The 21578-nt window shown below is 67.9% G+C and carries 22 protein-coding genes and 1 pseudogene; 8 read left to right on the forward strand and 15 right to left on the reverse strand.

The features are described from left to right. The first annotated feature begins 27 nt into the window (after nt 1-27). Nucleotides 28-540 (forward strand): hypothetical protein, encoded by a 513-nt coding sequence (locus tag BLV31_RS21405; protein WP_064060212.1) that lies wholly within the window; start codon nt 28-30, stop codon nt 538-540. Here the strand turns inward: BLV31_RS21405 and BLV31_RS21410 are convergent. Then, complete coding sequence (locus BLV31_RS21410) at nt 523-2322, reverse strand: acyl-CoA dehydrogenase (protein ID WP_064060213.1); 1800 nt, start codon at nt 2320-2322, stop codon at nt 523-525. The genes BLV31_RS21405 and BLV31_RS21410 overlap by 18 nt on opposite strands. Nucleotides 2323-2461: 139 nt before the next feature. Between BLV31_RS21410 and BLV31_RS21415 the strand changes: the two genes are divergently transcribed. After that, nucleotides 2462-3094 (forward strand): TetR/AcrR family transcriptional regulator, encoded by a 633-nt coding sequence (locus BLV31_RS21415; protein WP_037217077.1) that lies wholly within the window; start codon nt 2462-2464, stop codon nt 3092-3094. A gap of 70 nt (nt 3095-3164) precedes the next feature. On the opposite strand, the gene BLV31_RS25620 is transcribed toward BLV31_RS21415, so the two are convergent. The 4 genes and pseudogenes from BLV31_RS25620 to bla form a co-directional block, all read right to left on the reverse strand. Beyond that, the gene (locus BLV31_RS25620) at nt 3165-3530 is read right to left on the reverse strand and encodes an FKBP-type peptidyl-prolyl cis-trans isomerase (RefSeq protein ID WP_039958015.1); all 366 of its coding nucleotides are present in this window, start codon (nt 3528-3530) and stop codon (nt 3165-3167) included. Nucleotides 3531-3536: 6 nt separating this feature from the next. Further along, nucleotides 3537-3887, reverse strand: a pseudogene (locus BLV31_RS25625) (FKBP-type peptidyl-prolyl cis-trans isomerase); the annotation flags it as partial. 50 nt (nt 3888-3937) lie between these two features. Then, nucleotides 3938-5236, reverse strand: coding sequence for a citrate synthase (locus BLV31_RS21425; RefSeq protein WP_006551650.1), 1299 nt, complete (start codon nt 5234-5236; stop codon nt 3938-3940). A 271-nt stretch (nt 5237-5507) separates the two neighbouring features. Then, complete coding sequence (gene bla, locus BLV31_RS21430; protein ID WP_232512401.1) at nt 5508-6485, reverse strand: class A beta-lactamase; 978 nt, start codon at nt 6483-6485, stop codon at nt 5508-5510. Between the two features lie 167 nt (nt 6486-6652). On the opposite strand from bla, the gene BLV31_RS21435 reads away from it, so the two are divergent. Both BLV31_RS21435 and BLV31_RS21440 read left to right on the forward strand, forming a co-directional pair. Then, complete coding sequence (locus tag BLV31_RS21435) at nt 6653-7528, forward strand: LysR family transcriptional regulator (protein WP_064060215.1); 876 nt, start codon at nt 6653-6655, stop codon at nt 7526-7528. Further along, nucleotides 7525-8472 (forward strand): serine hydrolase, encoded by a 948-nt coding sequence (locus BLV31_RS21440; protein ID WP_064060216.1) that lies wholly within the window; start codon nt 7525-7527, stop codon nt 8470-8472. The genes BLV31_RS21435 and BLV31_RS21440 overlap by 4 nt, the downstream gene beginning before the upstream one ends. Here the strand turns inward: BLV31_RS21440 and BLV31_RS21445 are convergent. Continuing rightward, nucleotides 8455-9723 carry an MFS transporter gene (locus BLV31_RS21445; RefSeq protein WP_006551656.1) on the reverse strand — a complete coding sequence of 423 codons (1269 nt, stop codon included), beginning with the start codon at nt 9721-9723 and terminating at the stop codon, nt 8455-8457. The genes BLV31_RS21440 and BLV31_RS21445 overlap by 18 nt on opposite strands. Beyond that, nucleotides 9720-10406: a pyridoxamine 5'-phosphate oxidase gene (gene pdxH, locus BLV31_RS21450; protein ID WP_174556313.1), complete on the reverse strand. Its 687-nt coding sequence runs from the start codon at nt 10404-10406 to the stop codon at nt 9720-9722. Before pdxH ends, BLV31_RS21445 begins: the two co-directional genes overlap by 4 nt. Before the next feature lie 184 nt (nt 10407-10590). Here pdxH and BLV31_RS21455 point away from each other — a divergent pair, with 184 nt between their 5' ends. The 4 genes from BLV31_RS21455 to BLV31_RS21470 all read left to right on the forward strand — a co-directional run bounded on the left by BLV31_RS21455 (nt 10591) and on the right by BLV31_RS21470 (nt 14750). Beyond that, a complete protein-coding gene (locus BLV31_RS21455; RefSeq protein WP_064060217.1) occupies nt 10591-11718 on the forward strand; it encodes a citrate synthase 2 in 1128 nt (375 codons plus the stop codon). Nucleotides 11719-11822: 104 nt separating this feature from the next. After that, entirely contained in the window at nt 11823-12944 is a 1122-nt protein-coding gene (serC, locus tag BLV31_RS21460) for a phosphoserine transaminase (protein ID WP_006551659.1), read from the forward strand. Nucleotides 12945-13164: 220 nt separating this feature from the next. Continuing rightward, nucleotides 13165-14034, forward strand: a complete 870-nt coding sequence (gene sepH / locus BLV31_RS21465; RefSeq protein WP_024103094.1) for a septation protein SepH — start codon at nt 13165-13167, stop codon at nt 14032-14034. A gap of 14 nt (nt 14035-14048) precedes the next feature. Beyond that, on the forward strand, nt 14049-14750 hold the full coding sequence (locus tag BLV31_RS21470) for a DUF6928 family protein (protein ID WP_064060218.1): 702 nt from the start codon (nt 14049-14051) through the stop codon (nt 14748-14750). 33 nt (nt 14751-14783) lie between these two features. On the opposite strand, the gene BLV31_RS21475 is transcribed toward BLV31_RS21470, so the two are convergent. The 8 genes from BLV31_RS21475 to BLV31_RS21510 form a co-directional block, all read right to left on the reverse strand. Then, nucleotides 14784-16367 (reverse strand): alpha/beta hydrolase, encoded by a 1584-nt coding sequence (locus BLV31_RS21475; protein ID WP_064060245.1) that lies wholly within the window; start codon nt 16365-16367, stop codon nt 14784-14786. 127 nt (nt 16368-16494) lie between these two features. Beyond that, nucleotides 16495-16920: a DUF7144 family membrane protein gene (locus BLV31_RS21480; RefSeq protein ID WP_019289924.1), complete on the reverse strand. Its 426-nt coding sequence runs from the start codon at nt 16918-16920 to the stop codon at nt 16495-16497. 210 nt (nt 16921-17130) lie between these two features. Next, on the reverse strand, nt 17131-17547 hold the full coding sequence (locus BLV31_RS21485; protein ID WP_019289925.1) for an SHOCT domain-containing protein: 417 nt from the start codon (nt 17545-17547) through the stop codon (nt 17131-17133). Between the two features lie 313 nt (nt 17548-17860). Continuing rightward, nucleotides 17861-18286 carry a DUF7144 family membrane protein gene (locus tag BLV31_RS21490; RefSeq protein ID WP_064060219.1) on the reverse strand — a complete coding sequence of 142 codons (426 nt, stop codon included), beginning with the start codon at nt 18284-18286 and terminating at the stop codon, nt 17861-17863. Between the two features lie 101 nt (nt 18287-18387). Then, nucleotides 18388-18660, reverse strand: a complete 273-nt coding sequence (locus BLV31_RS21495; RefSeq protein WP_019289927.1) for a DUF2537 domain-containing protein — start codon at nt 18658-18660, stop codon at nt 18388-18390. Then, complete coding sequence (locus tag BLV31_RS21500) at nt 18657-19463, reverse strand: TrmH family RNA methyltransferase (RefSeq protein WP_064060246.1); 807 nt, start codon at nt 19461-19463, stop codon at nt 18657-18659. Before BLV31_RS21500 ends, BLV31_RS21495 begins: the two co-directional genes overlap by 4 nt. A 115-nt stretch (nt 19464-19578) precedes the next feature. Next, a complete protein-coding gene (locus BLV31_RS21505; protein ID WP_006551668.1) occupies nt 19579-20010 on the reverse strand; it encodes an Rv0880 family HTH-type transcriptional regulator in 432 nt (143 codons plus the stop codon). 44 nt (nt 20011-20054) lie between these two features. Next, nucleotides 20055-21524 carry an NCS2 family permease gene (locus tag BLV31_RS21510; protein WP_033096781.1) on the reverse strand — a complete coding sequence of 490 codons (1470 nt, stop codon included), beginning with the start codon at nt 21522-21524 and terminating at the stop codon, nt 20055-20057. Between the last annotated feature and the right edge of the window lie 54 nt (nt 21525-21578).

Here is a 21578-nt window from a genome sequence, read left to right on the forward strand (position 1 = left end):
TCCACCCGCGGGCCTAACGTGACGAACATGCGCGTCGTCTTCACGAAGGGCCCCGGGATCGGGTACGAGATCGCGGTGCACCGCGACATCGGTCCGGAGCTCGCTCCGCGCAACGGCCCGGGCGGTCACCCCTATCTCCCCCACGACCTCGTGCACCTGCTGGTCGAGAACGAGGCGGGTATCGAACTCGGTGTCTTCGGGCAGTTGGCCGCGGGCGACAACGGCATGTTCTGGCCCGTCGACAATGCGGAGCGGACCAGAGCGGGTCGGCGTCGGCGCTCGAAGAAGCATGCGATGCCGCCGCGCGCGGAGGCCGACATGATCAGGTCGGAGACACTGGCGCGCATCGCCGTTCCCGTCTGGGAGGCGCGACGCGGCCTGGCGTCGGGCCTTCCGGCATATGTGTCCGCGCACGATATCACCCCGGTGGTCGACCGGATCGTCGACACCTTCGACGACTACGCCGACCGGTGGCATGCGCTACCGGTCGGCGGGTCGGTGACGGTCATCTGGAAGGTGTCGTTACAGAACCGACGGTGACACGTCGAGGGTGGTGCGGTCGAGGCTTGCGAGCAGATCGAACTGCGGACCGGTCCTGGGCAGTTCGAAACGGAAGAAATACCGTGCGGCGGCGCGCTTCCCGTCGAAGAAGTCGCCCTCGCGGTCGCCCACCGCGAGAAGCTGCTCGAGCCACATCCACGCCACCACCACGTGCCCGACGGATTCGAGGTAGACCGACGAGTTGGCCAGGGCCACAGCGGGATCGCCGGTGGACCACAGCGTCGCGGTCGTCTCCGCGACGCGCGCCACGGCCGCGCCCAACTGCTGGGCGTAGGCGGCGGCGTCGCCCCCGGCCTGCGTCGCCCGCGCGATCGTCTCGCCCACCGCTTCGCCGAGCAGCGCGAGAGCGGCACCGCCCTGCATGATCACCTTGCGGCCGAGTAGGTCGAGGCCCTGGATGCCGTGCGTGCCTTCGTGAATGGGGTTGAGTCGGTTGTCGCGGTAGAACTGCTCGACGTCGAACTCGCGGGTGTAGCCGTAGCCGCCGAGCACCTGGATCGCGAGGCTGTTGGCTTCGAGGCACCACTGCGACGGCCAGGACTTCGCGATGGGCGTGAGCAGGTCCAGCAGCAGACCGGCGCGGGTGCGCTCGTCGTCGCTCTCGGCGGTGCGCTGCACGTCGACGAGCTTCGAGCAGTACAACCCCAGCGCGAGAGCGCCTTCGACATAGGACTTCTGCGCCAACAACATTCGTCGCACATCGGCGTGTTCGACGAGCGGCACCTGCGGCGAGGCCGGATCCTTGGCGCCGAGCGGCCGGCCCTGCGTGCGGGTACGGGCGTAGTCGAGCGACTGCAGGTACCCGGCGTAGCCGAGGGAGGTGGCGAGGAAGCCGACGCCGATCCGGGCCTCGTTCATCATGTGGAACATGTACGACAGGCCCTTGTGCGGCTCACCGAGCAGGTAGCCGACCGCACCGGCCTCGCCGCCGGGGGTGTGGACACCCTCGCCGAAGTTGAGCAGAGTGTTGGTGGTGCCGCGGTTGCCCATCTTGTGGTTGAGGCCGACGAGCGCGACGTCGTTGCGTTCGCCGAGCGTGCCGTCGGCCTCAACGAGGAATTTCGGGACGATGAACAGCGAGATGCCCTTCACCCCGTCCGGCCCGCCGGGGATCTTGGCGAGGACGAGGTGGACGATGTTCTCGGTGAGTTCGTGGTCGCCGCCGGAGATCCACATCTTGGTGCCGGTCAGCCGGTAGGTGCCGTCGGCGGCGGGCACGGCCCTGGTGGTGATGTCGGCGAGCGACGAACCGGCCTGCGGTTCGGACAGGCACATGGTGCCGAAGAAGCGGCCCTCGAGCATCGGCGGCACGAATGTCTCGATCTGCTCGTCGCTGCCGTGGGTGACCAGCAGGTTCGCGTTGGCTGCGGTGAGGAAGGGATACGCCGAGGTGCCGGCGTTCGCGGCCTGGAACCACGCCATCGAGGCACGTTGCACGGCGACCGGCAGTTGCATGCCGCCGTGCTCCTCGTCGAACCCGCCGGCGAGTAGTCCCGCCTTGCAGAACAGGTCGAGCGCGTCCTTGACCTCGGGGATGATCTCGACGCGACCGTCCTCGCCGATGCGAGGCTCCTGAGCGTCGCCCTTCTTGTTGTGGGTAGCGAAGTGCTTGGTGGCGATGTCGGCGCTCAGGTCGAGTACGGCGTCGAAGGTCTCCCGTGAATGCTCGGCGAAGCGGTCGCGAGCGGTGAGGGACTCGATGTCGAGCCAGTCGTACAGGAGGAAGTCCAGGTCGCGGCGGGACAGGACTGGAGAAGGCATCGAGGATCCTTTCGGGCGACTCGGATATCGGCCGTAGCAGGAACGAACTCAGCAGGAACGAACTAAGCGCTCACTCAGTAGACCAACGACGGTGCATGATGTCAACGACGCCTTCTCCGCGACCCGCAGGACGGACCCCGTGACCGACACACCCGAGCAGACCCCCGACGCCTCTCTTGTCGCAGCGCTCCCGAGCGGTGGATCCGAGGTCGCGCGCCGGCTGGTCGCCTCCGCGGTGGAGTCCTTCGCACGCCGCGGCTACCACGCGACCACCACCCGAGACATCTCCGTCGGCGCAGGATTGAGCCCCGCAGCGCTCTATGTGCACTTCCCGTCCAAGGAGGCCGTGCTCTTCGAGGCCGGCCGCAACGGGCACCTCCACGTCCTCGAGGAGGTCGAGAGCGCCGCCACGAGTTCCACCGACCCGATCGAGCGGATCCGCGCCATCGTCGACCGTTTCGTGCGGATCCACGCCGTGCACCACACCACCTGCCGGGTCGCGCAGTACGAACTGCATGCGCTGTCGGAGGAGCACTACCGCGAGATCGCGGAGATCCGCAGGCGCACCGACGCGGTGGTCCGTGAGGTCATCTCCTCGGGGGTCGACATCGGCGCGTTCCGGGTCGGCGACGTGCCCACCGCAGCACTGGCGATCCTGTCGCTGGGGATCGACGTCGCCCGCTGGTACCGGCCCGGCCGCGTGGACGTCGACGATCTGGCCCGCAACTACGTCGGCCTCGCATTGTCGATGCTCGGGGCGCCCCGTAACTGAACGAAGACGAGGCCCGCAACCCCGGTGGTCTCACCGGTGTTGCGGGCCTCGGATGTCGTTGCAGGTCCGGCTATCCGACGCCGAGCAGATCGATTACGAAGACCAGCGTCTTGCCTCCGAGCGGATGCCCGGAACCGGCCGGTCCGTACGCGAGCTGCGGGGGCACCGTGAGCTTGCGGCGTCCACCGACGCGCATGCCCGGAATGCCTTCCTGCCAGCCCGGGATCAGTCGTCCGAGCGGGAAGCGGACGGAGTCGCCGCGAGCGAACGACGAGTCGAACACATCGTTGGTGTCGTACTCCACGCCGTGGTAGTGCACGTCGACCACGCCGCCGGGCTGCGCTTCGTCGCCGTCACCGATGGTGATGTCCTCGATGACGAGATCGGCGGGCGCCGGGCCGGTCGCCGGCTCGACCGTCGGAACCTCCGGCGGCACCTGCACGGCGAGCAGGTCGATGATGAACACGAGCGTCTTGCCCGACAGGCGGTGGCCCGACCCGGCGGGACCGTAGGCGAGCTCCGGCGGGATGGTCAGCTGGCGACGGCCGCCGACCTTCATACCCGGGATGCCCTCCTGCCAGCCGGCGATCAGACCGGACAGCGGGAAGGTGATGGACTCACCACGGCTCCACGACGAGTCGAACTCTTCACCGGTATCGAACTCGACCCCGACGTAGTGGACTTCGACCTTCGATCCGGGCTCCGCTTCGGCACCTTCGCCGACCACCAGGTCCTTGATGACCAACTGGGTGGGGGCGGGACCCTCCTGGAACTCGATTTCAGGCTTTGTCATGCGTGTCTCCTCGTCGGGATTCGGTCGATCTTTCCGGTCGCTCCGAGGGTTCAGCGCTCCTCGAGGGACGTGTACGGGCGCTCGGTGTAACCGGTGTAGATCTGACGCGGACGGCCGATCTTCAGGGTCGGGTCCGAGTGCATCTCACGCCAGTGCGCGATCCAGCCGGGCAGGCGACCCAGGGCGAACAGCACGGTGAACATGCGGTCCGGGAAGCCCATCGCACGGTAGATCAGGCCCGTGTAGAAGTCGACGTTCGGGTACAGCTTGCGCTCGATGAAGTAGTCGTCCGTGAGGGCGGCCTCTTCGAGCTTCATGGCGATCTCGAGCAGTTCGTCGCCCGCACCGAGCTTCTTGAGGATGCGGTCGGCGGTCTTCTTGACGATCGCGGCCCGCGGGTCGTAGTTGCGGTAGACGCGGTGCCCGAAGCCCATGAGCTTCACGCCGTCTTCCTTGTTCTTGACCTTGCGGACGAAGTCCTTGACGTCGCCGTCGGACTTGTGGATGCCGTCGAGCATCTCGAGCACGGCCTGGTTGGCGCCGCCGTGCAGCGGGCCCCACAGTGCGTTGATGCCGCCCGAGATGGACGTGAAGAGATTGGCGTCCGAGGAACCGACGAGGCGCACCGTCGACGTCGAGCAGTTCTGCTCGTGATCGGCGTGCAGGATGAGCAGCATGTCGAGCGCCTGAGCGATCTCGGGATCGATCTCGTAGGGCTCGGCCGGGAAGCCGAAGGTCATGCGCAGGAAGTTCTCGACCAGCGACAGCGAGTTGTCGGGGTAGAGGAAGGGCTGACCGACCGACTTCTTGTAGGCGTAGGCCGCGATGGTCGGCAGCTTGGCGAGCAGACGGATCGTCGACAGCTCGACCTGCTCGGAGTCGTCCGGATCGAGGGAGTCGGGGTAGTACGCCGACAGGGCGTTGACCGCGCTCGACACGACGGGCATCGGGTGCGCGTTGCGCGGGAAGCCGTCGAAGAACCGCTTGAGATCCTCGTGCAGGAGGGTGTGGCGGCGGATCTTGTCGGTGAAGACCTCGAGCTGCTCCGCAGTCGGCAGCTCACCGTAGATCAGTAGGTAGCTGACCTCGATGAACGTCGACTTCTCGGCGAGCTGCTCGATCGGGTATCCGCGGTACCGCAGAATGCCCTTCTCGCCGTCGATGTACGTGATCGCCGACTTCGTGGAGGCGGTGTTGACGAAACCCGGGTCGAGGGTGGTGTACCCGGTCGCCGCGAGGAGCTTGCCCAGCTCGATACCGTCATTGCCTTCCGTCGCCTTGGCGATCGACATCGTGTGTTCGCCACCGGGGTAGCTGAGGGTGGGGTTGGTGTCATTCTCAGCGGGCACGAAGGATCCCTCTCAAGCTCAGACCTACGAGAAACTTCCGGACATTCACGTAGAACCTAGCCGTAGCGCGGGGTATGCGCTGCGGCAGGGTCCGCCGAAAGTCCCCGATCGGTATGTCGTCCATGTGGGTTCCGAACGCTCGCCCGCACCCTCCGCGACTGCGCCGCAAGGCCGGCACACGCCGATAACCTGCGGCAATACTACCCGGGTCTCACCAAGGTCGTTACGCGGGGATCTGCGCGTATCCGGCGCCCCACGCCGGACACTGTACTCACGGCACAGCGAAGAGTGCGTCGACCAGCACGGCGGTGGTCTCCGCGACGGGCGCGCCCTCGAGGGGTGCGTCGGGGTCGCCGGTGGTCGAGTCCGACAGGATCGCCAGCAGCAGCGGTTGCCCGTCCGGCGACCACACCACCCCGGCGTCGTTCACCGTCCCGTGATTGCCCCCGCCCGTCTTGTCCGCCGACGTCCATCCCGGCGGCAATCCCCCGCGGATCCGGGTGTCCGAGGTGGTGGTGGCGCGCATCCAGCCGAGCAGTGTCCGCTGTTGCGGCGCGGGCAACCCCGCGCCGAGGAGCACCTCCCGGAAGCCGCGAGCGAGTCCGGCAGCGGTGGTGGTGTCGCGCTCGTCGCCCCGTGCCGCCTCGTTGAGTTCGGGTTCCCAGCGGTCGAGCCGGGTGGTCTCGTCCCCGACGGAACGGGCGAAGGCGGTGACGGCCCCGGGTCCGCCGATCCGTTGGAGCATCAGGTTTCCGGCAGTGTTGTCGCTGCGGGTGAGCGCGGCCTCGCACAGCCGGTCGATCGGCAGTACGCGCCCCTGATGTTCCGAGGTCACCGGCGAATTGACGACGATGTCCTCCGGGTCGATCGGGAGGGTCTCGTCGAGACGGAGGGATCCTTCCGCCTCGAGTCGCAGGATCGCGGCGGCGGCGTAAACCTTGAACGGAGAACAGATCGCGAACCGTTCGTCGGCCCGATAGGTGTGGACGCGCCCGGTCACCGGCGACTGCGCGACCACACCGAGCCGCACGGCGTAGCGGTCCTCGATCTCCCGGAGACGCTCGTCGACACCGGCGGCGAGCAGATGTGTGCCGGGTACCGAATCGGCCGTCGTCGACGGCCCCCTGGCGACCGGACCGTCCGGCGACCCGCAGGCCGCCGCCGCGGCGACGGAGGACAGGGCGAGGGCGGAGTGGAGAAAACCCCTGCGCGACAATCCTTTCCGGTGCAGTGAATCGGTGGAAGTCATGCCGACAGGACACCACCGACGGGAGTCGCCCCGCCAATACCCACCCGCCGTCCGCACGAGTCGGAAGAACTATCGCCGCTGTTGGAGGCGGGGACGACGGACGGGATCCGGCCGCGCGACACGCCGGGTCGGTGAATCGTCCGCCCGTGCTGATTGAATCCCCTGCCATGGACCTGATCCGCCACCTCCGGTTCTTCGTCACCGTCGCGGAGGAAGGACACTTCGGCCGGGCCGCGGCGGTGCTCGACATGACGCAACCTCCTCTGTCACAAGGACTTCGGAAACTCGAGCAGCATCTCGGTTCCGAACTCGTGCATCGCACCAGGCAGGGAGCGGTCCTCACGCCCGCCGGAGCGGAACTGCTCCCCCGCGCTCGTCTCCTCGTCGACGACGCCGATCGTTTCCTCGCCGAGGCCGGGCGCGTCGCCCGCGCCCGGGGTCTTCTGCACTGGGGTGCCACCCGCGTACTACCCGATCGCCTGGTCACCCTGTGCGTCACCGTTCTGAGCAGACGCGGTGAGGCGACGGTGGCGACGCGTTCCGCGAGCACGGTCGAACTCGTCGACGCCGTCCGCTCGGGCATGTGCGATCTCGCCGTCGTCGAGCATCCGACTCTGACCGAAGGACTCGAGGCCGGCCCGGTGGTCAAACTCCGGCGATGGCTGGTCGTGCCGGCCGACCACCGCAGCGCCCGCTCCGACCGGCCCCGTCTGCCGATGCTCTCCGACCTGACGTTCGCCGCGCCGCCGCGGACGGGGAACCCGGCGGCCTTCGACGCGGCGCAGGATCTGCTGCGCGAACGCGGACTCGATGTCGAGACCACCCCGGCGGCGGACGACCGCGCGGTGCTCGCCGCCGTGGCCGCCGGTACCCACTTCGGGATGTCGACCTCACCGCCCGGCTCGGTGCCCGGCGTGGCCTGGCTGGACTGGGCTCCGTCCGCGCTGGCCCTGCGGGTGCGCATCGTGCGACGTGCCGACGCCGACGTCGGTGCGCACGTCGACGCCCTCGACCGCGTGCTGTTCAAGGAACGCGTCCGGTGAAAGGCGGGGAACGGCGAGACACGGCGGTCGACCGGATCCGCGCGGTGTTCGCGGATGCCGGGTGCACGGGATGGCTGCACGCCCGCCGGTGTTCGGATCCACGTGCGGCGACGCTGTCGGTGCGCGGGGACGAACGCGTGGTCCTCGCGTCGGTGTACAAGCTTCCGCTGTTCCTCGCGTTCTGCGCGGAGGTGGACGCCGGCCGACTCGACGCATCCGGGCAGCTGCGGATCGTGCCGTCGGACTGCACCCCCGGCCCGACCGGGATCGCGAGCTTCCGGGATCCGGTGACGATGAGCCGACGCGACGTGGCCGCATCGATGATGACGGTGTCCGACAACGCGGCGGCCGATGTGCTGCTCGGCGAGATCGGCACGACCACCGTCGAGGAACTCCTCGCGCGCCTCGGACTCACGCGGACCCGGATCATCGGTGGCACGGCGGACGTCTATCAGCGCCTCGTCGAGGAGACGGACACCCGCACCACCGTCGAGGCGTTCCGGGCGCTCACCGACATCGACGCGGCCTGGACGGTCTCGGCGTACGACCCGGCCTACACGAGCGCGACCATCCCGGAGGAGATGACCCGGCTGCTCGAGACCGTGTGGTCGGGCTCGGTGCTCTCGCCCGAGAGCACCGCCTTCGCGCAGCAGGTGATGCGCGCCCAGGTCTGGCCGCACCGCATCGCGTCGGGCTTCCCGCATCGCGGGGTCGCGATCGCCGGCAAGACCGGCACGATCGGCATCATCCGCAACGAGGTGGCGGTCGTCGAGTTCCCCGGCGAGTATCCGATCGCCGTCGCGGTGTTCACCCGCGCCGCCCGCGCGGATCCCGTACTGCCGGTCGTCGATGCAGCGATCGGTGAGGCCGCGCGCATCGCCGTCACGGAGTTGCGTGCTCCCTTGCCGTGCGACTCCGCAGGCGCGTCATCCGAGAGTGCGTGAGACCCGGTAGCGCACGAAGGCCGGGAAGGCGACGACGCACACGAGCGTGCCGACGATGACGAGGACGCCGCCACCGGCAGCCGCGACGGCCGTGCCTGCGGCCGCTGCGGCGGCGCCGTGGAGCACGTCGCCGATGCGCGGTCCGCCCGCGACGACGACGATGAACACGCCCTGCAAGCGGCCACGCATCTCGTCGGTGGCGACGGTCTGCAGCATCGTCGAGCGGAAGGCCGCGGACACCATGTCGACCGCCCCGCCGAACGCCAGGAAGAACAGGGCGACCCACAGCAGCAGACCGCTGCCGTCGGGCTCGGCCCACCACACCGCGACACCGAAGCCGACCATCGCCACGCCCCACAGGACGATGCACACGATCACGGCGAGACCCTGGCGCTGCACCCGCGGCAGCCATCCGGAGAAGACGCCGCCGATCACCGCGCCGACCGACATGGCCGCGAACAGCAGACCGAGGGCGAAGCCGCCCTGCGCCGGATCGCCGAACGACTCGTGGGCGATCTGCGGGAACAGGGCGCGCGGCATCCCGAACACCATGGCGACGATGTCGACGACGAACGACGCCAGCAGGATTTTCTGGCCCGACAGGTACCGGAAACCGTCGAAGACCGCGCGCAATCCGGCCTTGGTGACCTCACCGAGCGGCGGAATCGCCGGGAGTCGGACCACCGCCCACAGCGTGGCGAGCAGGAAGATCGCGTCCAGCAGGTAGAGGGTGGACAGACCCACGACGGGAATGAGAGCGCCGGCGAACAACGGACCGGCGATCGCCCCGAACTGCACGACCGTCATGTTCAGCGAGGTGGCCGCCGCGATCTGCCCGACCGGCAGCAACCGCGGGATCACCGCCGCCCGGGTGGGCTGGTTGACGGCGAAGAACGCCTGCTGCACCGAGAAGAGACAGAGCAGTACCCACACGTTGTTCAGACCGATCGCGGCCTGCGCCCACAACAACAGCGACGTGACACCGAGACCGGTGGAGGTGACGATGAGCAGTTTCCGGCGGTCCATCGCGTCGGCGAGCGCTCCACCCCACAGGCCGAACACCACGAGCGGCACGAGTCCGAACACGCCGGTCAACCCCACATAAGCGGAGTTCCGGGTGATCTCGTAGATCTGCTGGGGTACGGCGACGACCGCCATCTGCGCACCGATGACGGTGACGATCCCGGCCCACCACAGCCGGGCGTAGTCCTTGTTGCGCAGCGGTGTGGTGTCGGCGAGCAGGCGCCTCACGGTTGCAGACGCTCGGCGATCCAGCGACCGTCCACCAGGCGGGTCCGGATCCGGTTGTGCAACCGGTTGGGTCGTCCCTGCCAGAACTCGACGGACTCGGGCACGATGCGGAATCCACCCCAGAACGGCGGCACCGGGATGTCGTCGTCGACCTCGTAGCGCTCGGCGGCATCGACGAGGGCGTGCTCGAGATCGGCGCGCTCCGCCACCGGACGCGACTGCTGCGACGCCCATGCGCCCAGGCGGGATCCGCGCGGCCGCGTCTGCCAGTACGCGAGGGTCTCCTCGTCGGGCACGCGCACGACCGGCCCGCGTACGGTCACCTGCCGGTAGACGGGCAACCAGAGGAAGGTCGCCGAGGCGTAGGGGTGCCCGGCCAGATGGCGGCCCTTGTCGGACTCGAAGTTGGTGAAGAAGGTCAGACCGTCGGCGTCGATCTTCTTGCACAGCACGGTGCGGGTCGCCGGGTGGCCGCGCTCGTCGACGGTCGCGAGCACCATCGCGTTCGGCTCGGGCACCGCGGTGGCGACCGCGTTCGCAAACCACGTACGCACCAGCGGAAGCCAGCCCTCGGCGACATCGCCGGGGGTGAGATCGCGGTCGGCCGGGGACTCGTCGGTCGGCCCTGCCGGGCTGTAGTCGACACGCATACGCGCGAGGTCGTCACCCTCGGGGCGCGGCAACGGGAAATCGGACGGCACGAACGACGACGGTACTCCCGGCATCCGGGCGGCGACGCTCGGACCACGGGGGCTACAGTTTTCCCGACGACCCGAGTGGGGCGCCGATCACACCTGACGGTGACCTCATTCCACCGGCAGCGCGGCTCGGACCGGGCCGTGCTCGAACGAGGAGAGCCCAACCGTCATGGCAGCGCGCGCGTCAGTTCCCGAGGATTTCGTCGCAGGACTCGAAGGCGTGGTCGCCTTCACGAGCGACATCGCCGAGCCCGACAAGGACGGTGGCGCACTGCGCTATCGCGGGGTCGACATCGAAGAGCTCGTCGAGAAGGGAGTGACCTTCGGCGACGTGTGGGCCCTGCTCGTCGACGGCGAGTTCGGTCGCGGTCTGCACCCGGCCGAGCCGTTCCCCCTGCCGATCCACACCGGCGACGTGCGTGTCGATGTCCAGGCCGGTCTGGCGATGCTCGCACCCATCTGGGGCTTCCGTCCGCTGCTCGACATCGACGACGCCACGGCCCGCGACAATCTCGCCCGCGCCGCGGTGATGGCCCTGTCCTATGTGGCGCAGTCCGCCCGCGGCATCTACCAGCCCGCCGTGCCGCAGCAGCACATCGACGAGGCGAGCACCGTCACCGAGCGCTTCATGGTGCGGTGGAAGGGCGACCCGGATCCCAAGCACGTCGAGGCGATCGACGCCTACTGGGTCTCGGCGGCCGAGCACGGCATGAACGCCTCGACGTTCACTGCCCGGGTCATCGCCTCGACCGGCGCGGACGCGGCCGCCTCGCTTTCCGGCGCGGTCGGCGCGATGTCCGGCCCGCTGCACGGCGGTGCGCCGGCCCGCGTGCTGCCGATGATCGAGGAGACCGAACGCACCGGCGATCCGCGCGGTCTGGTCAAGGGCATCCTCGACCGCAAGGAGAAGCTCATGGGCTTCGGTCACCGCGTCTACCGCGCCGAGGACCCCCGCGCCCGGGTGCTGCGCAGCACCGCCCAGCGGCTCGACGCTCCGCGCTTCGAGGCGGCGGCCGCGCTCGAGCAGGCCGCCCTCACCGAGCTGCGCGAGCGTCGTCCCGACCGGGCGATCGAGACCAACGTCGAGTTCTGGGCTGCGGTGATCCTCGATTTCGCCGAGGTCCCCGCGGCGATGATGCCCGCGATGTTCACCTGCGGACGGACCGCCGGCTGGTGCGCCCACATCCTCGAGCAGAAGCGTCTGGGCAAGCTCGTGCGTCCCGCGGCGATCTACACCGGCCCCGATCCACGCCCTGCCTCCGAGGTCACGGGCTGGGATTCGATCACGCATCGCTGATGCCTCTTCCTCGGCCGGGCCGACCAGCGCCCGGCGGAGGCTCCGAGGGGGCGGTCTAGACTGCCTGTGCACCATGTCCCTCGACTCTTAGGACACGCATTCCGATGGCAGACGCGTCACCGATCATTCCCGCCGACCTCAAGCCCGCAGACGGCCGCTTCGGCTGCGGCCCGTCCAAGGTTCGTCCCGAGCAGCTGCAGTCGCTGGTCGATGTCGGCGCTTCGGTGTTCGGCACCAGCCACCGGCAGAAGCCGGTCAAGGACGTCGTCGCCCGTGTCCGCTCGGGTCTGCGCGACCTGTTCTCCCTGCCCGAGGGCTACGAGGTCGTCCTCGGCAACGGCGGCACCACCGCCTTCTGGGACGCTGCGGCCTTCGGTCTGATCCGGGAGCGCTCGCAGCACTTCACCTACGGCGAGTTCTCGTCGAAGTTCGCGACGGTCGCGAAGAAGAACCCGTTCATCGGCGATCCGATCGTCGTGGGTTCGGAGCCGGGCTCGGCTCCGGAGATCGTCGCCGACGCATCGGCCGACCTCATCGGCTGGGCGCACAACGAGACCTCCACGGGTGTCGCGGTTCCGGTGCAGCGTCCCGCCGGTTCCGACAACACCCTGATCGCGATCGACGCGACCTCGGGTGCCGGCGGCCTGCCGGTGAACATCTCCGACACCGACGTGTACTACTTCGCCCCGCAGAAGTGCTTCGCCGCCGACGGTGGCCTGTGGATCGCGCTGATGAGCCCGGCCGCGCTCGAGCGTGTCGCCGAGATCAAGGAATCGGGTCGCTTCACCCCCGAGTTCCTGTCGCTGCCGATCGCCGTCGACAACAGCAGCAAGGACCAGACCTACAACACCCCGGCACTGGCCACCCTGCTGATGTTCGCGAACCAGATCGAGTGGCTCAACGGCAACGGCGGTCTCGACTGGGCCGTGGCGCGCACGAAGGATTCGTCCTCGCGCCTGTACGAGTGGGCCGAGGCCTCCGAGTACGCGACGCCGTTCGTCGCCGATCCGTCGCTGCGTTCGCAGGTCGTCGGCACCGTCGACTTCGCCGACTCCGTCGACGCGGCGAAAGTCGCGAAGATCCTGCGGGCCAACGGCATCGTCGACACCGAGCCGTACCGCAAGCTCGGCCGCAACCAGTTGCGCATCGGTATGTTCCCGGCCATCGATCCCGAGGACGTCACGCAGCTGACCAAGTGCATCGACTGGGTCGTCTCCCAGCTCTGAGTACGCCGCACAGCGGGGCCGGGTCCGATGTCGGATCCGGCCCCGTTGTTGTCATAGTCTCGACCTCGCATCGAGACATTTCGGCGAACCCTGGACGATAACGCGCCGCGTCGGATTTCTTGCGATGTCGCTCGGCGTGGCGCGGCGTGTCCGGCCACGAAAAATATCCAGGTCGGTTACAGTCGGGCGGGTCAATCGCGATCGGCGCGAGGAGGTCAAGGTGCGAGAGCTTCGAGTGGTCGGTCTCGAGCCCGATGCTAAGCATGTGGTGCTCGCCGATCCCACGACGGGGGACAAGTTCCGCATTCCCGTCGACGACACCCTGCGCGCGGCCGCTCGCGGAGATCTGGCCCGTCTCGGCCAGATCCAGATCGAGACGACCAGCCAGCTCCGCCCTCGCGAGATCCAGGCCCGCATCCGCGGCGGCGCCTCGGTCGAACAGGTGGCCGACGAGGCCGGCGTCCCGGTCGCCAAGGTCGAACGGTTCGCCTATCCCGTCCTGCTCGAGCGGTCCCGGGCCGCCGACATGGCCAAGAAAGGCCATCCCGTCCGCCCCGACGGTCCCGCCGTCGAGACCCTCCACGAGATCGTCACGCAGGCCTTCCGCGCTCGCGGGCACAGCCTCGACGAAGCCGAGTGGGACGCCTGGCGCGACGACGAGGGCTTCTGGGTCGCGCAGTTGCGGTGGCACGCCGGTCGTTCCACGAACCGCGCGCACTGGCGCTACCAGCCCGACGCTCACGGCGGCACGATCACCGCGCTCGACGACATTGCCGCCGATCTCGTCGATCCCGATTGCGGCCGTCCCCTGCGCTACCTGACCCCGGTCTACTCGGCGCGCGACGTCGACGATTCCACTGAGGTGGAGAACGCCGACCGTCACGCCCCGATCGCGCTGGAGGCTCCCGCTTCCGACGAACCGGCTCCGGAGCCGGTCGCCGACGAGGAGACCACCGTCGCCGTCACGGTGCCCGACGACGCCGATGCATCGCGCGCGTCGCAGGCTCCCGCGAAGGACAAGCGCGGCAAGCCCGCGCTCCCCTCGTGGGACGACGTGCTGCTCGGTGTGCGCAGTAACGGACGCGTCTGAGGAAGTCGTCGACGATGTCGGCGACGGTGTCGACGCTCTGGTACGTCGACGCACCCGATCCCGTAGCGGTGCTGCGCGAGTTCTCTCCGGACCGCGATGCGGCGCGAGCACTTCTGTCGCGTCTGTTCCCGGAGTTCCAGGTCGATCCCGGCGCGCGGGTACCGCTCGCCGACGCCGGGGGCACCGGCGAGGACGATGGCGCCGAACAGTTCCGGGTCGGTAGCTATCCCGGTGTGACGGTGGTGTCGAGCCCCCGATTCGCACTACGCCACCCCTCGGAGCTGCCCACGATGTGGTTGCGCACGCCCGCCGCCGAACGCACGTGCCTGCTGGCATCCGATCCGGCCGGTGCGTGGGGATCGTTCGCCGTGTGGGAGTGCGGCCGGCTGCGCCGCGGCTTCGGAGCGAACACCGTCGAGTTCTTCGAGGACCAGGGAATCCCGTTCGTATGGGAGCGGCCGTTCTGGGCGGGCGAGCATCCGCTCCGCTGGCCGCCGAACGTACCCCCTCCCCCGGAGTCCCTGCCCTTCCACCCTCGCAAGCTCGTCGAGGAGGCCCACGGGGCGTGGCTCGGGTTCCGCTATGTCGGGCGCCGCGACGACGAACTCGACCCGCGGAACATCGACACCTGGAGTTTCACGCTGCGCACCCCGGTCCCGCAGATCCCCGTCCCCGCACCGAAGACCTCCTGGTGGCGGCGACTCGCGGCGCACTGACGTGCCGTCGAGCGACGCTCCCGGTCGGACTCGTCACTCCTCTGCTCCGACAATGAATTTCACCTCGTCGATGTCGTCGGGCGTGATCTCCGGGGATTGCAGGACGAGAGCCCAGGCGTCGACGTACTCGGTGCTGTACTTGTGGCCGTGCCCGGCCGGGACACCCGTGGAGAAGGGCAGATCGGCCGTGACCTGCCAAAAGGTCACGAACGGGATCCACACCATGTCCTCGAGCACGTCGCGGCCGGGGGCTTCGCCGATCCAGTCCGGCTCACTCGTGATCAGGTGCGGACTCCACCAGACGATCGGGTCCGACGGGTGCATCAGATACAGCACCCGACTCCCCTCCCACGGCTCGTCCGTCGGCGGGATCTCCGCCTGTGGGTCGTTCGTGAACCGCACCGTGCGGCCGTCCCGGAAGACCGGTTCGATCTCGGGGCTGCCGGCCTCCCGGCGATCGCTGAACTCCCGGAAGAGGACGTTGAAGTTCGGAGGTCCGGCGAAGACCGTGCCCGACGTGCGATTGCGCAGGTCGTACTCGCCGCTGAAGGCGGTCTCCCCGCCGAACGAACCGAGGCTCTCCCCAGCCACGAGCAGTCGGGGGCGGGCGTCCTGGGGAAACTTCGACCAGACGTCGTAGACCGCGTCGAACAGGTCGCGTCCGGCTTCCCGCGCCTTCGACTGATCGACGAGATAGGAGATCCACGAGGGCAGATAGGAGTACTGGATCGCGACCGTCGCGACGTCGCCGCCGGTGAGGTACTCGACGGAGTCCACCAGGGCCGGGTCCACCCAGCCGCTCCCCGTCGTCGTCACGACGACCAGGTTGCTCCGCTCGAATCCTCCTGCCCGGGTGAGGTCCTCGACAGCGAGGGACGCGCGATCCTCGGTGTCGTCCGCCGATGCCAGGCCGGCGTAGATCCGGATCGGTTCGAGGGCAGGACCTTCGGTGAACTCACCGAGTTGTTCGGTGGTCGGCCCCTGCCCGACGAAGATCCGCCCCTGCCACCCGAGAGAATCCCACGGAACGACCGAATCCGGTCCACCGGAGCGGAGTGCGGTCGTCGGTTGCTGCACACCTTCCTCGGTTCTCGTGTCCCGCGCCGAGAACGCCGCATTGGCGGCGTCGATGAAGCCGGCGAGGAGCACTCCGGAGACGATCGCGTACACGAGTCCCGCGACGAGAACCCACCCCACGACGTTCGCGGCCCGCTGCCCGATCCACCGGTCGAGTGTCCGTGCCGCCCAGTGGTACAGGGCGCGGATACCACGTCCGATCGCCAGCAGCACAGGGAACATCACGACCGCGACGAGCGGGGAGAGAACCGCAAGTGCCAGGTTGTACTCGGAAACCCCCATCAGAGTACGGATCTCGTGCTGCCAGTACTGGCCGAGCCCGAAGAAGACCGCGAAGAGGACCGCCCCGCAGGCGCCGAAGAGCCACCACGACGCAGCCTTGGGAGACCGAGGAGGCCGGTCGGCGAAGGCGCGCCACACGAACGCGAGGAGCACGCCGAGGCCGTATCCGATCGCGGCAGCGATCCCGCAGATCATCCCCTGCAGGATCCCGCCGCGCGGAAGCAACGACGGGGTGAACGACAGGCACGCGAAAAGCACTGCACCCCAACACCCGGGAAGTGTGAGGTGCAGTGCCCACCGCCGTGCCCGCGATCGGGGAACTTCGGTCGCGACGTTCGCGCCCGGATCACCCCGGACGTTGCGGCCGTTTTCTTGCACGGTCGCGTCAGTAGTAGTCGGAGCGTGGCTGCCAGGTCGAGATCGCCCAGATCACGACCGCGTCCAACGCGATGATCAGGATCGACCACCACGGGTAGTACGGCAACCACAGGAAGTTCGCGATGATCGACAACGCGGCGATGATGATGGCCGTGACGCGAGCCCACGTGGCACCGCTCATCAACGCGAGACCGGCGACCAGCATCACGACACCGAGGACGATGTGAATCCATCCCCATGTGGTGAAGTCGAACTTGAACGTGTATTCCACGCCCCGCACGAACACTTCGTCCTCGGCCACCGCAGCGATGCCCTGGAAGATCTGGACGATGCCGACAGTTGCCAGGATGATCGCTGCTCCGATCGAGGTGCCTGCGGCGATGCCCTGTTTGACACTGACCCCGCCCCGGTCGGGGCGTACATCCTGTGACATGACAATCCTCTCGTGTACGAAGGAGACATCGACCGTGCGCCGATCCTCGCGAGGAACGGTCACGGTCTGATTCTCAGGAACAAGGGTGCCTGCGGGTTATGCTGCCACCCTTACACTTTCGACCGCCGACTCCTCGACGCGACGAGGCGTCGAACGCACGAGCCGACCACGGGAGGACTCCGTCCGCAGCGCCCTCCCCGCGACGACGATTCACGCGATGGGCACGCCGTCACGTCCGGTCGTGGCGTTGCCGAGCGCCTGCGCCTTGAGGTGTTCGTACTCCGCGGGCGTGATCGCACCGGAGTCGAGCAGGGCCTTGGCATCGGCGATCTGTTGAGCCGGGGATTTCCCGACCGCCACGGTCCGGATGTATTCGTCGGTGGCCTGCTTCGCCTCGGCCTGGGCCTGTTGTGCCCGCAGAGCCATTCCCCGACCGCGAACGATCAGGTAGACCAGCGCTGTCAGGTACGGAAGGAGCACCAGACCGATGACCCACATCGCTTTGACCCAACCGGACACGGAGTGATCCCGGAAGAGGTCGACGATGATTTGGAACAGGACGATCAGGTATGCCACGAAGGCGAATACGACGACGGTGTACCACACGTAGTCCCAGAATGAATCCATAGCCGAACCTCCTCGGCCGAACCGATGGCGGGACGATGCCCCCATGAAACCACCGGAGAATGAAGATCTCGAATCCTGCTTCCCCCTGCGGTGTGCCGCTACGGCACTGCCACTACTCGCGGCCCCCCGGTCCACTCATCGATACCGGCGTCGAATCGTGACGACTGTCCGATTCGGGCTTCGGCAGGTCCATCTTCAGTCATGACGACCTCCGTCCCTCTGATCGGGGAGGGCCGGATATACCATACGCCCGTTCATGGGTGGAGGACATCGGTTTGCGCAATCGGCGCGATTCGGCACCGGCTCGAGTCGGTCAGGAGTACACCGCGCGGGGGTTCCAGGTCGCGATCGCCCAGATGACCACTACATCGAGGGCGATGATCGCAAGCGCCCACCCTGGGTAGTAGGGAAGCCACATGAAATTCACCAGGATCGACAGCGCGGCGATGGCCATTGCGGAGACGCGCGCCCATGTCGCCCCGGAAATCAACGCGATGCCCACGATCACCATCACGACACCGACAACGATGTGGACCCACCCCCACGTGGTGAGATCGAACGTGAACAGATACTCCTGGCCGGCGACGAAGACTTCGTCCTCGGCGACCGCAGCAATTCCCTGCAACAGTTGCAGAGCACCGATCAAGGTCATGATGATTGCGGCACCGACCGACGTTCCCGCGGCGAGACCCTGCTTGACCGACATTTCCTCCCGCTCGGCATGCACATTGCGTGTCATGATGCTCCTTCCGGATGACCCGACATCTCGAGTGTGCGCTTCGTCGGAATTCTCCAATGGAGGTTGGGGGTTTTCCGCCGGCAATCGCACCCAGAACTCGTTCAGGACACGAGCAGCGCGAGCCAGCCGAACGGCACACCGGCCAGGAAACCGGCGGCGAGCCAGCGCAGTACCTGCACCCGGAGCCACGACCACACGGTCGGCGCGACTCCCGCGACCGTCACGACATTGACGACGACGGCGAGGGCCGGATGGATCCGGCCGAGCACCTGCCCGCAGGCGACGACGGTGATGACGGTGGCGACGAAGGATAAAGCCGTCAGCGTGAGCCCCGTCGCCCAGGGAGTGGGCGCGGGACCGCGAGCCTGGCTCATCGCGGAAGCCGCACCCGCTCGTAGAACGCCATCGCAGCCGCGGTGGCCACGTTCAGCGAATCCGTGCCGACAGCCATGGGAATCCGGGCACGCACGTCGGTCGCCCGCATCGCATGTTCGGTCAGGCCCGGCCCCTCGGCGCCGAGCAGGAGCGCGACTTTTTCCCCCGTCATCGCTTCGGCGAGCGGGATCGCCCGTGGGTCCGGGGTCAGGGAGATCAGTTGGAATCCTCTGCTGCGCAACAGATCCAGGTCGTACGGCCACCGGTCGACGTGCGCGAAGGGGACCCGGAGGACGTGCCCCATCGACACGCGCACCGCACGCCGGTACAGAGGGTCGGCGCATCCTTTCCCGAAGAGCACACCGTCGACGCCGAGTCCGGCGGCGTTGCGGAACATCGAGCCGACGTTCTCGTGGTCGTTGACCCCTTCGAGCACCGCGACCGTGGTCGCCTTGTCGAGGACGTCGTCGAGCGAGAGCGGTTCGGGCCGGTGCGCGACGGCGAGCACCCCGCGGTTGAGGTGGAAGCCGACGACCTCCGCCATGGTCGCCGCATCGGTGCGGTAGAACGGCACGTCGACGTCACGCAGGTCGTCGGCGAGTTCGTCCAGCCGCCGACTCACCCCGAGCAGGCTCGTCGCAGCGAACCGGGAGTCGAGCATGCGCTGGACCACCAGCACACCCTCTGCGATCACCAGACCCTTGCCACCGGGAAGGTCGGGCCGACGGTCCGCGGAGTTGAGATCGCGGAAGTCGTCCACCCGGGGGGCGGAAGGATCGTCGATGTCGATGACGTGAACCACCGGGTCATTCTCCCAGCGGCCCTGCACCCTCCCGCACCGGGTCGGTCGTCACGACCGCGGTGCGGTCGGTCGTCATCGACCGCGGTGCGGTCAGTCGTCATCGACCGCGGTGCGGTCAGTCGTCTTCAGCGACGAGCGCCGTGAGGATTCCGACGGCGTCGCGCAATGTGGCGAGCGAGTCGGGATCGAGTTTGTCGAGCCGTTCGGTCAGCCACACTTCGCGTGCCTGCGCCTCGTCGGCGAGCAATTCCCTCCCGGCTTCGGACAGCGTCACGATGATCTGTCGTCCGTCCGTCGGGTGCGGCGTCCGCTCGACGAGACCGAGTTCGTGCAGAGACGCGATGACCCTGGTCATCGAGGGTGGTTGGACGCGTTCGCGCGCTGCCAGTGCCCCCGGGGTCATCGCACCTTCCTGCGCGAGGGTGGCCATTGCCGAGATCTGGGTCAGAGAAACTCGGGAATCGGTGCGTCTCCCCCGCAGATGACGCGTCAGACGCACAACGGCGAGTGAGAGGTCACCGGCGAGTGCGCGTGTATCCGAGATCATGGCGTGCAGAATACGTCACATCGCCCGAAACACGCGTCGGCTGCCTAGGTGAGCAGTTCCGTGAGCGGATCGACCGAGAAGTACAGGGCGAACAGCACTGCGACGATCCACATCAGCGGATGGATGGTGCGGATTTTGCCGCTCGCGGCGTGCAGGATCACCCAGGTGATGAAGCCGACGCCGATGCCGTTGGCGATCGAGTAGGTGAACGGCATGACCATGATGGTCAGGAAGGCCGGCAGCGCCACAGCGAACACCGAGAAGTCGATGTCGCGGACCTGGCCGATCATCAGGGCACCGACCACGACGAGAGCCGGAGCGGCCGCTTCGATCGGGACCACCTCGTACAGCGGGGTCAGGAACATCGCGAGCAGGAACATCACACCGGTGACCACGTTGGCCAGGCCCGTGCGGGCTCCTTCCGCGATACCCGAGGCCGATTCGACGAACACCGTGTTCGACGAGGCGGAAGCGCCACCACCGACGATGGCGCCGGTGCCCTCGACGACGAGGGCCTTGCCGATGCCGGGCAGGGTGCCGTTCTTGTCGGCCAGGCCGGCTTCCTTGCCGAGGCCGGTCATGGTGCCCATGGCGTCGAAGAAGTTCGCGAGGACGAGCGTGAACACGAGCAGGGTCGCGGCGATCACGCCGATGCGGGTGAACGCGCCGAACAGGTCGACGTTGCCGACGAGGCTCAGGTTCGGGATGCCGAAGAAGGAGTCGGGGGCGTCGGGGGTGCTGAGGTTCCAGCCCTTGGGGTTGGTGCCCAGCGACGGGCCGACGTCGGCGATGGCCTCGATGATCATCGACAGGATCGTCGTGGCGACGATGCCGATCAGCAGTCCGCCGCGCACCTTGCGTGCGACGAGCACACCCATGAGCAGCACACCGACGACGAAGACGAAGGTCGGCCACGACGCGATGGAGCCGTCGATGCCCAGGCCGACAGGGACGGTGGTGCCGGCGGCGTCGGGGATGCGGCGGACGAAGCCGGCGTCGACGAGGCCGATCATGGCGATGAAGGCGCCGATACCGGCAGCGATGGCGGCCTTGAGTTCTGCCGGGATCGCGTTGAAGACCGCGGTGCGGAAACCGGTCAGGGCCAGCACGACGATGATGATGCCGTCGATGACCACCAGGCCCATCGCTTCGGGCCAGGTGACCTGCGGCGCGATGGTCACCGCCAGCAGGCTGTTGATGCCGAGGCCGGCGGCGATGGCGAACGGATAGTTGGCGACCACACCGAAGACGATGCTCATGAAGCCGGCGACCAGCGCGGTGACGGCGGCGACCTGGTTGATGGGCAGGATGTTGCCCATCACGTCGATCTTCGCGCTCGCGTCCTCGGCGGAGAAGCTACCGAGGATCAGCGGGTTGAGGACCACGATGTACGACATCGCGAAGAACGTGACGATGCCGCCACGCACCTCTCGGGACACGGTGGAACCGCGTTCGGTGATCTTGAAATAGGTGTCCAGGAAGGACGTTCGCTTGGAGTCGGTGCCTACGGCCATGTCCACAAATCCGCTCGTCGAGTACGGGGCGTCGCAACGGGAACCGATTATTGC

It is taken from the genome of Rhodococcus pyridinivorans (assembly GCF_900105195.1).
GTDB lineage: Bacteria > Actinomycetota > Actinomycetes > Mycobacteriales > Mycobacteriaceae > Rhodococcus > Rhodococcus pyridinivorans.

Excerpts from the sequence above, each read along its gene's own strand:
- BLV31_RS21405 (WP_064060212.1), top strand. The coding sequence starts at position 28 with ATGCGCGTCGTCTTCACGAAGGGCCCCGGGATCGGGTACGAGATCGCG.
- BLV31_RS21410 (WP_064060213.1), bottom strand. The coding sequence starts at position 2,322 with ATGCCTTCTCCAGTCCTGTCCCGCCGCGACCTGGACTTCCTCCTGTAC.
- bla (WP_232512401.1), bottom strand. The coding sequence starts at position 6,485 with ATGACTTCCACCGATTCACTGCACCGGAAAGGATTGTCGCGCAGGGGT.
- BLV31_RS21435 (WP_064060215.1), top strand. The coding sequence starts at position 6,653 with ATGGACCTGATCCGCCACCTCCGGTTCTTCGTCACCGTCGCGGAGGAA.
- BLV31_RS21455 (WP_064060217.1), top strand. The coding sequence starts at position 10,591 with ATGGCAGCGCGCGCGTCAGTTCCCGAGGATTTCGTCGCAGGACTCGAA.
- serC (WP_006551659.1), top strand. The coding sequence starts at position 11,823 with ATGGCAGACGCGTCACCGATCATTCCCGCCGACCTCAAGCCCGCAGAC.
- BLV31_RS21470 (WP_064060218.1), top strand. The coding sequence starts at position 14,049 with ATGTCGGCGACGGTGTCGACGCTCTGGTACGTCGACGCACCCGATCCC.
- BLV31_RS21480 (WP_019289924.1), bottom strand. The coding sequence starts at position 16,920 with ATGTCACAGGATGTACGCCCCGACCGGGGCGGGGTCAGTGTCAAACAG.
- BLV31_RS21485 (WP_019289925.1), bottom strand. The coding sequence starts at position 17,547 with ATGGATTCATTCTGGGACTACGTGTGGTACACCGTCGTCGTATTCGCC.
- BLV31_RS21490 (WP_064060219.1), bottom strand. The coding sequence starts at position 18,286 with ATGACACGCAATGTGCATGCCGAGCGGGAGGAAATGTCGGTCAAGCAG.
- BLV31_RS21495 (WP_019289927.1), bottom strand. The coding sequence starts at position 18,660 with ATGAGCCAGGCTCGCGGTCCCGCGCCCACTCCCTGGGCGACGGGGCTC.
- BLV31_RS21505 (WP_006551668.1), bottom strand. The coding sequence starts at position 20,010 with ATGATCTCGGATACACGCGCACTCGCCGGTGACCTCTCACTCGCCGTT.
- BLV31_RS21510 (WP_033096781.1), bottom strand. The coding sequence starts at position 21,524 with ATGGCCGTAGGCACCGACTCCAAGCGAACGTCCTTCCTGGACACCTAT.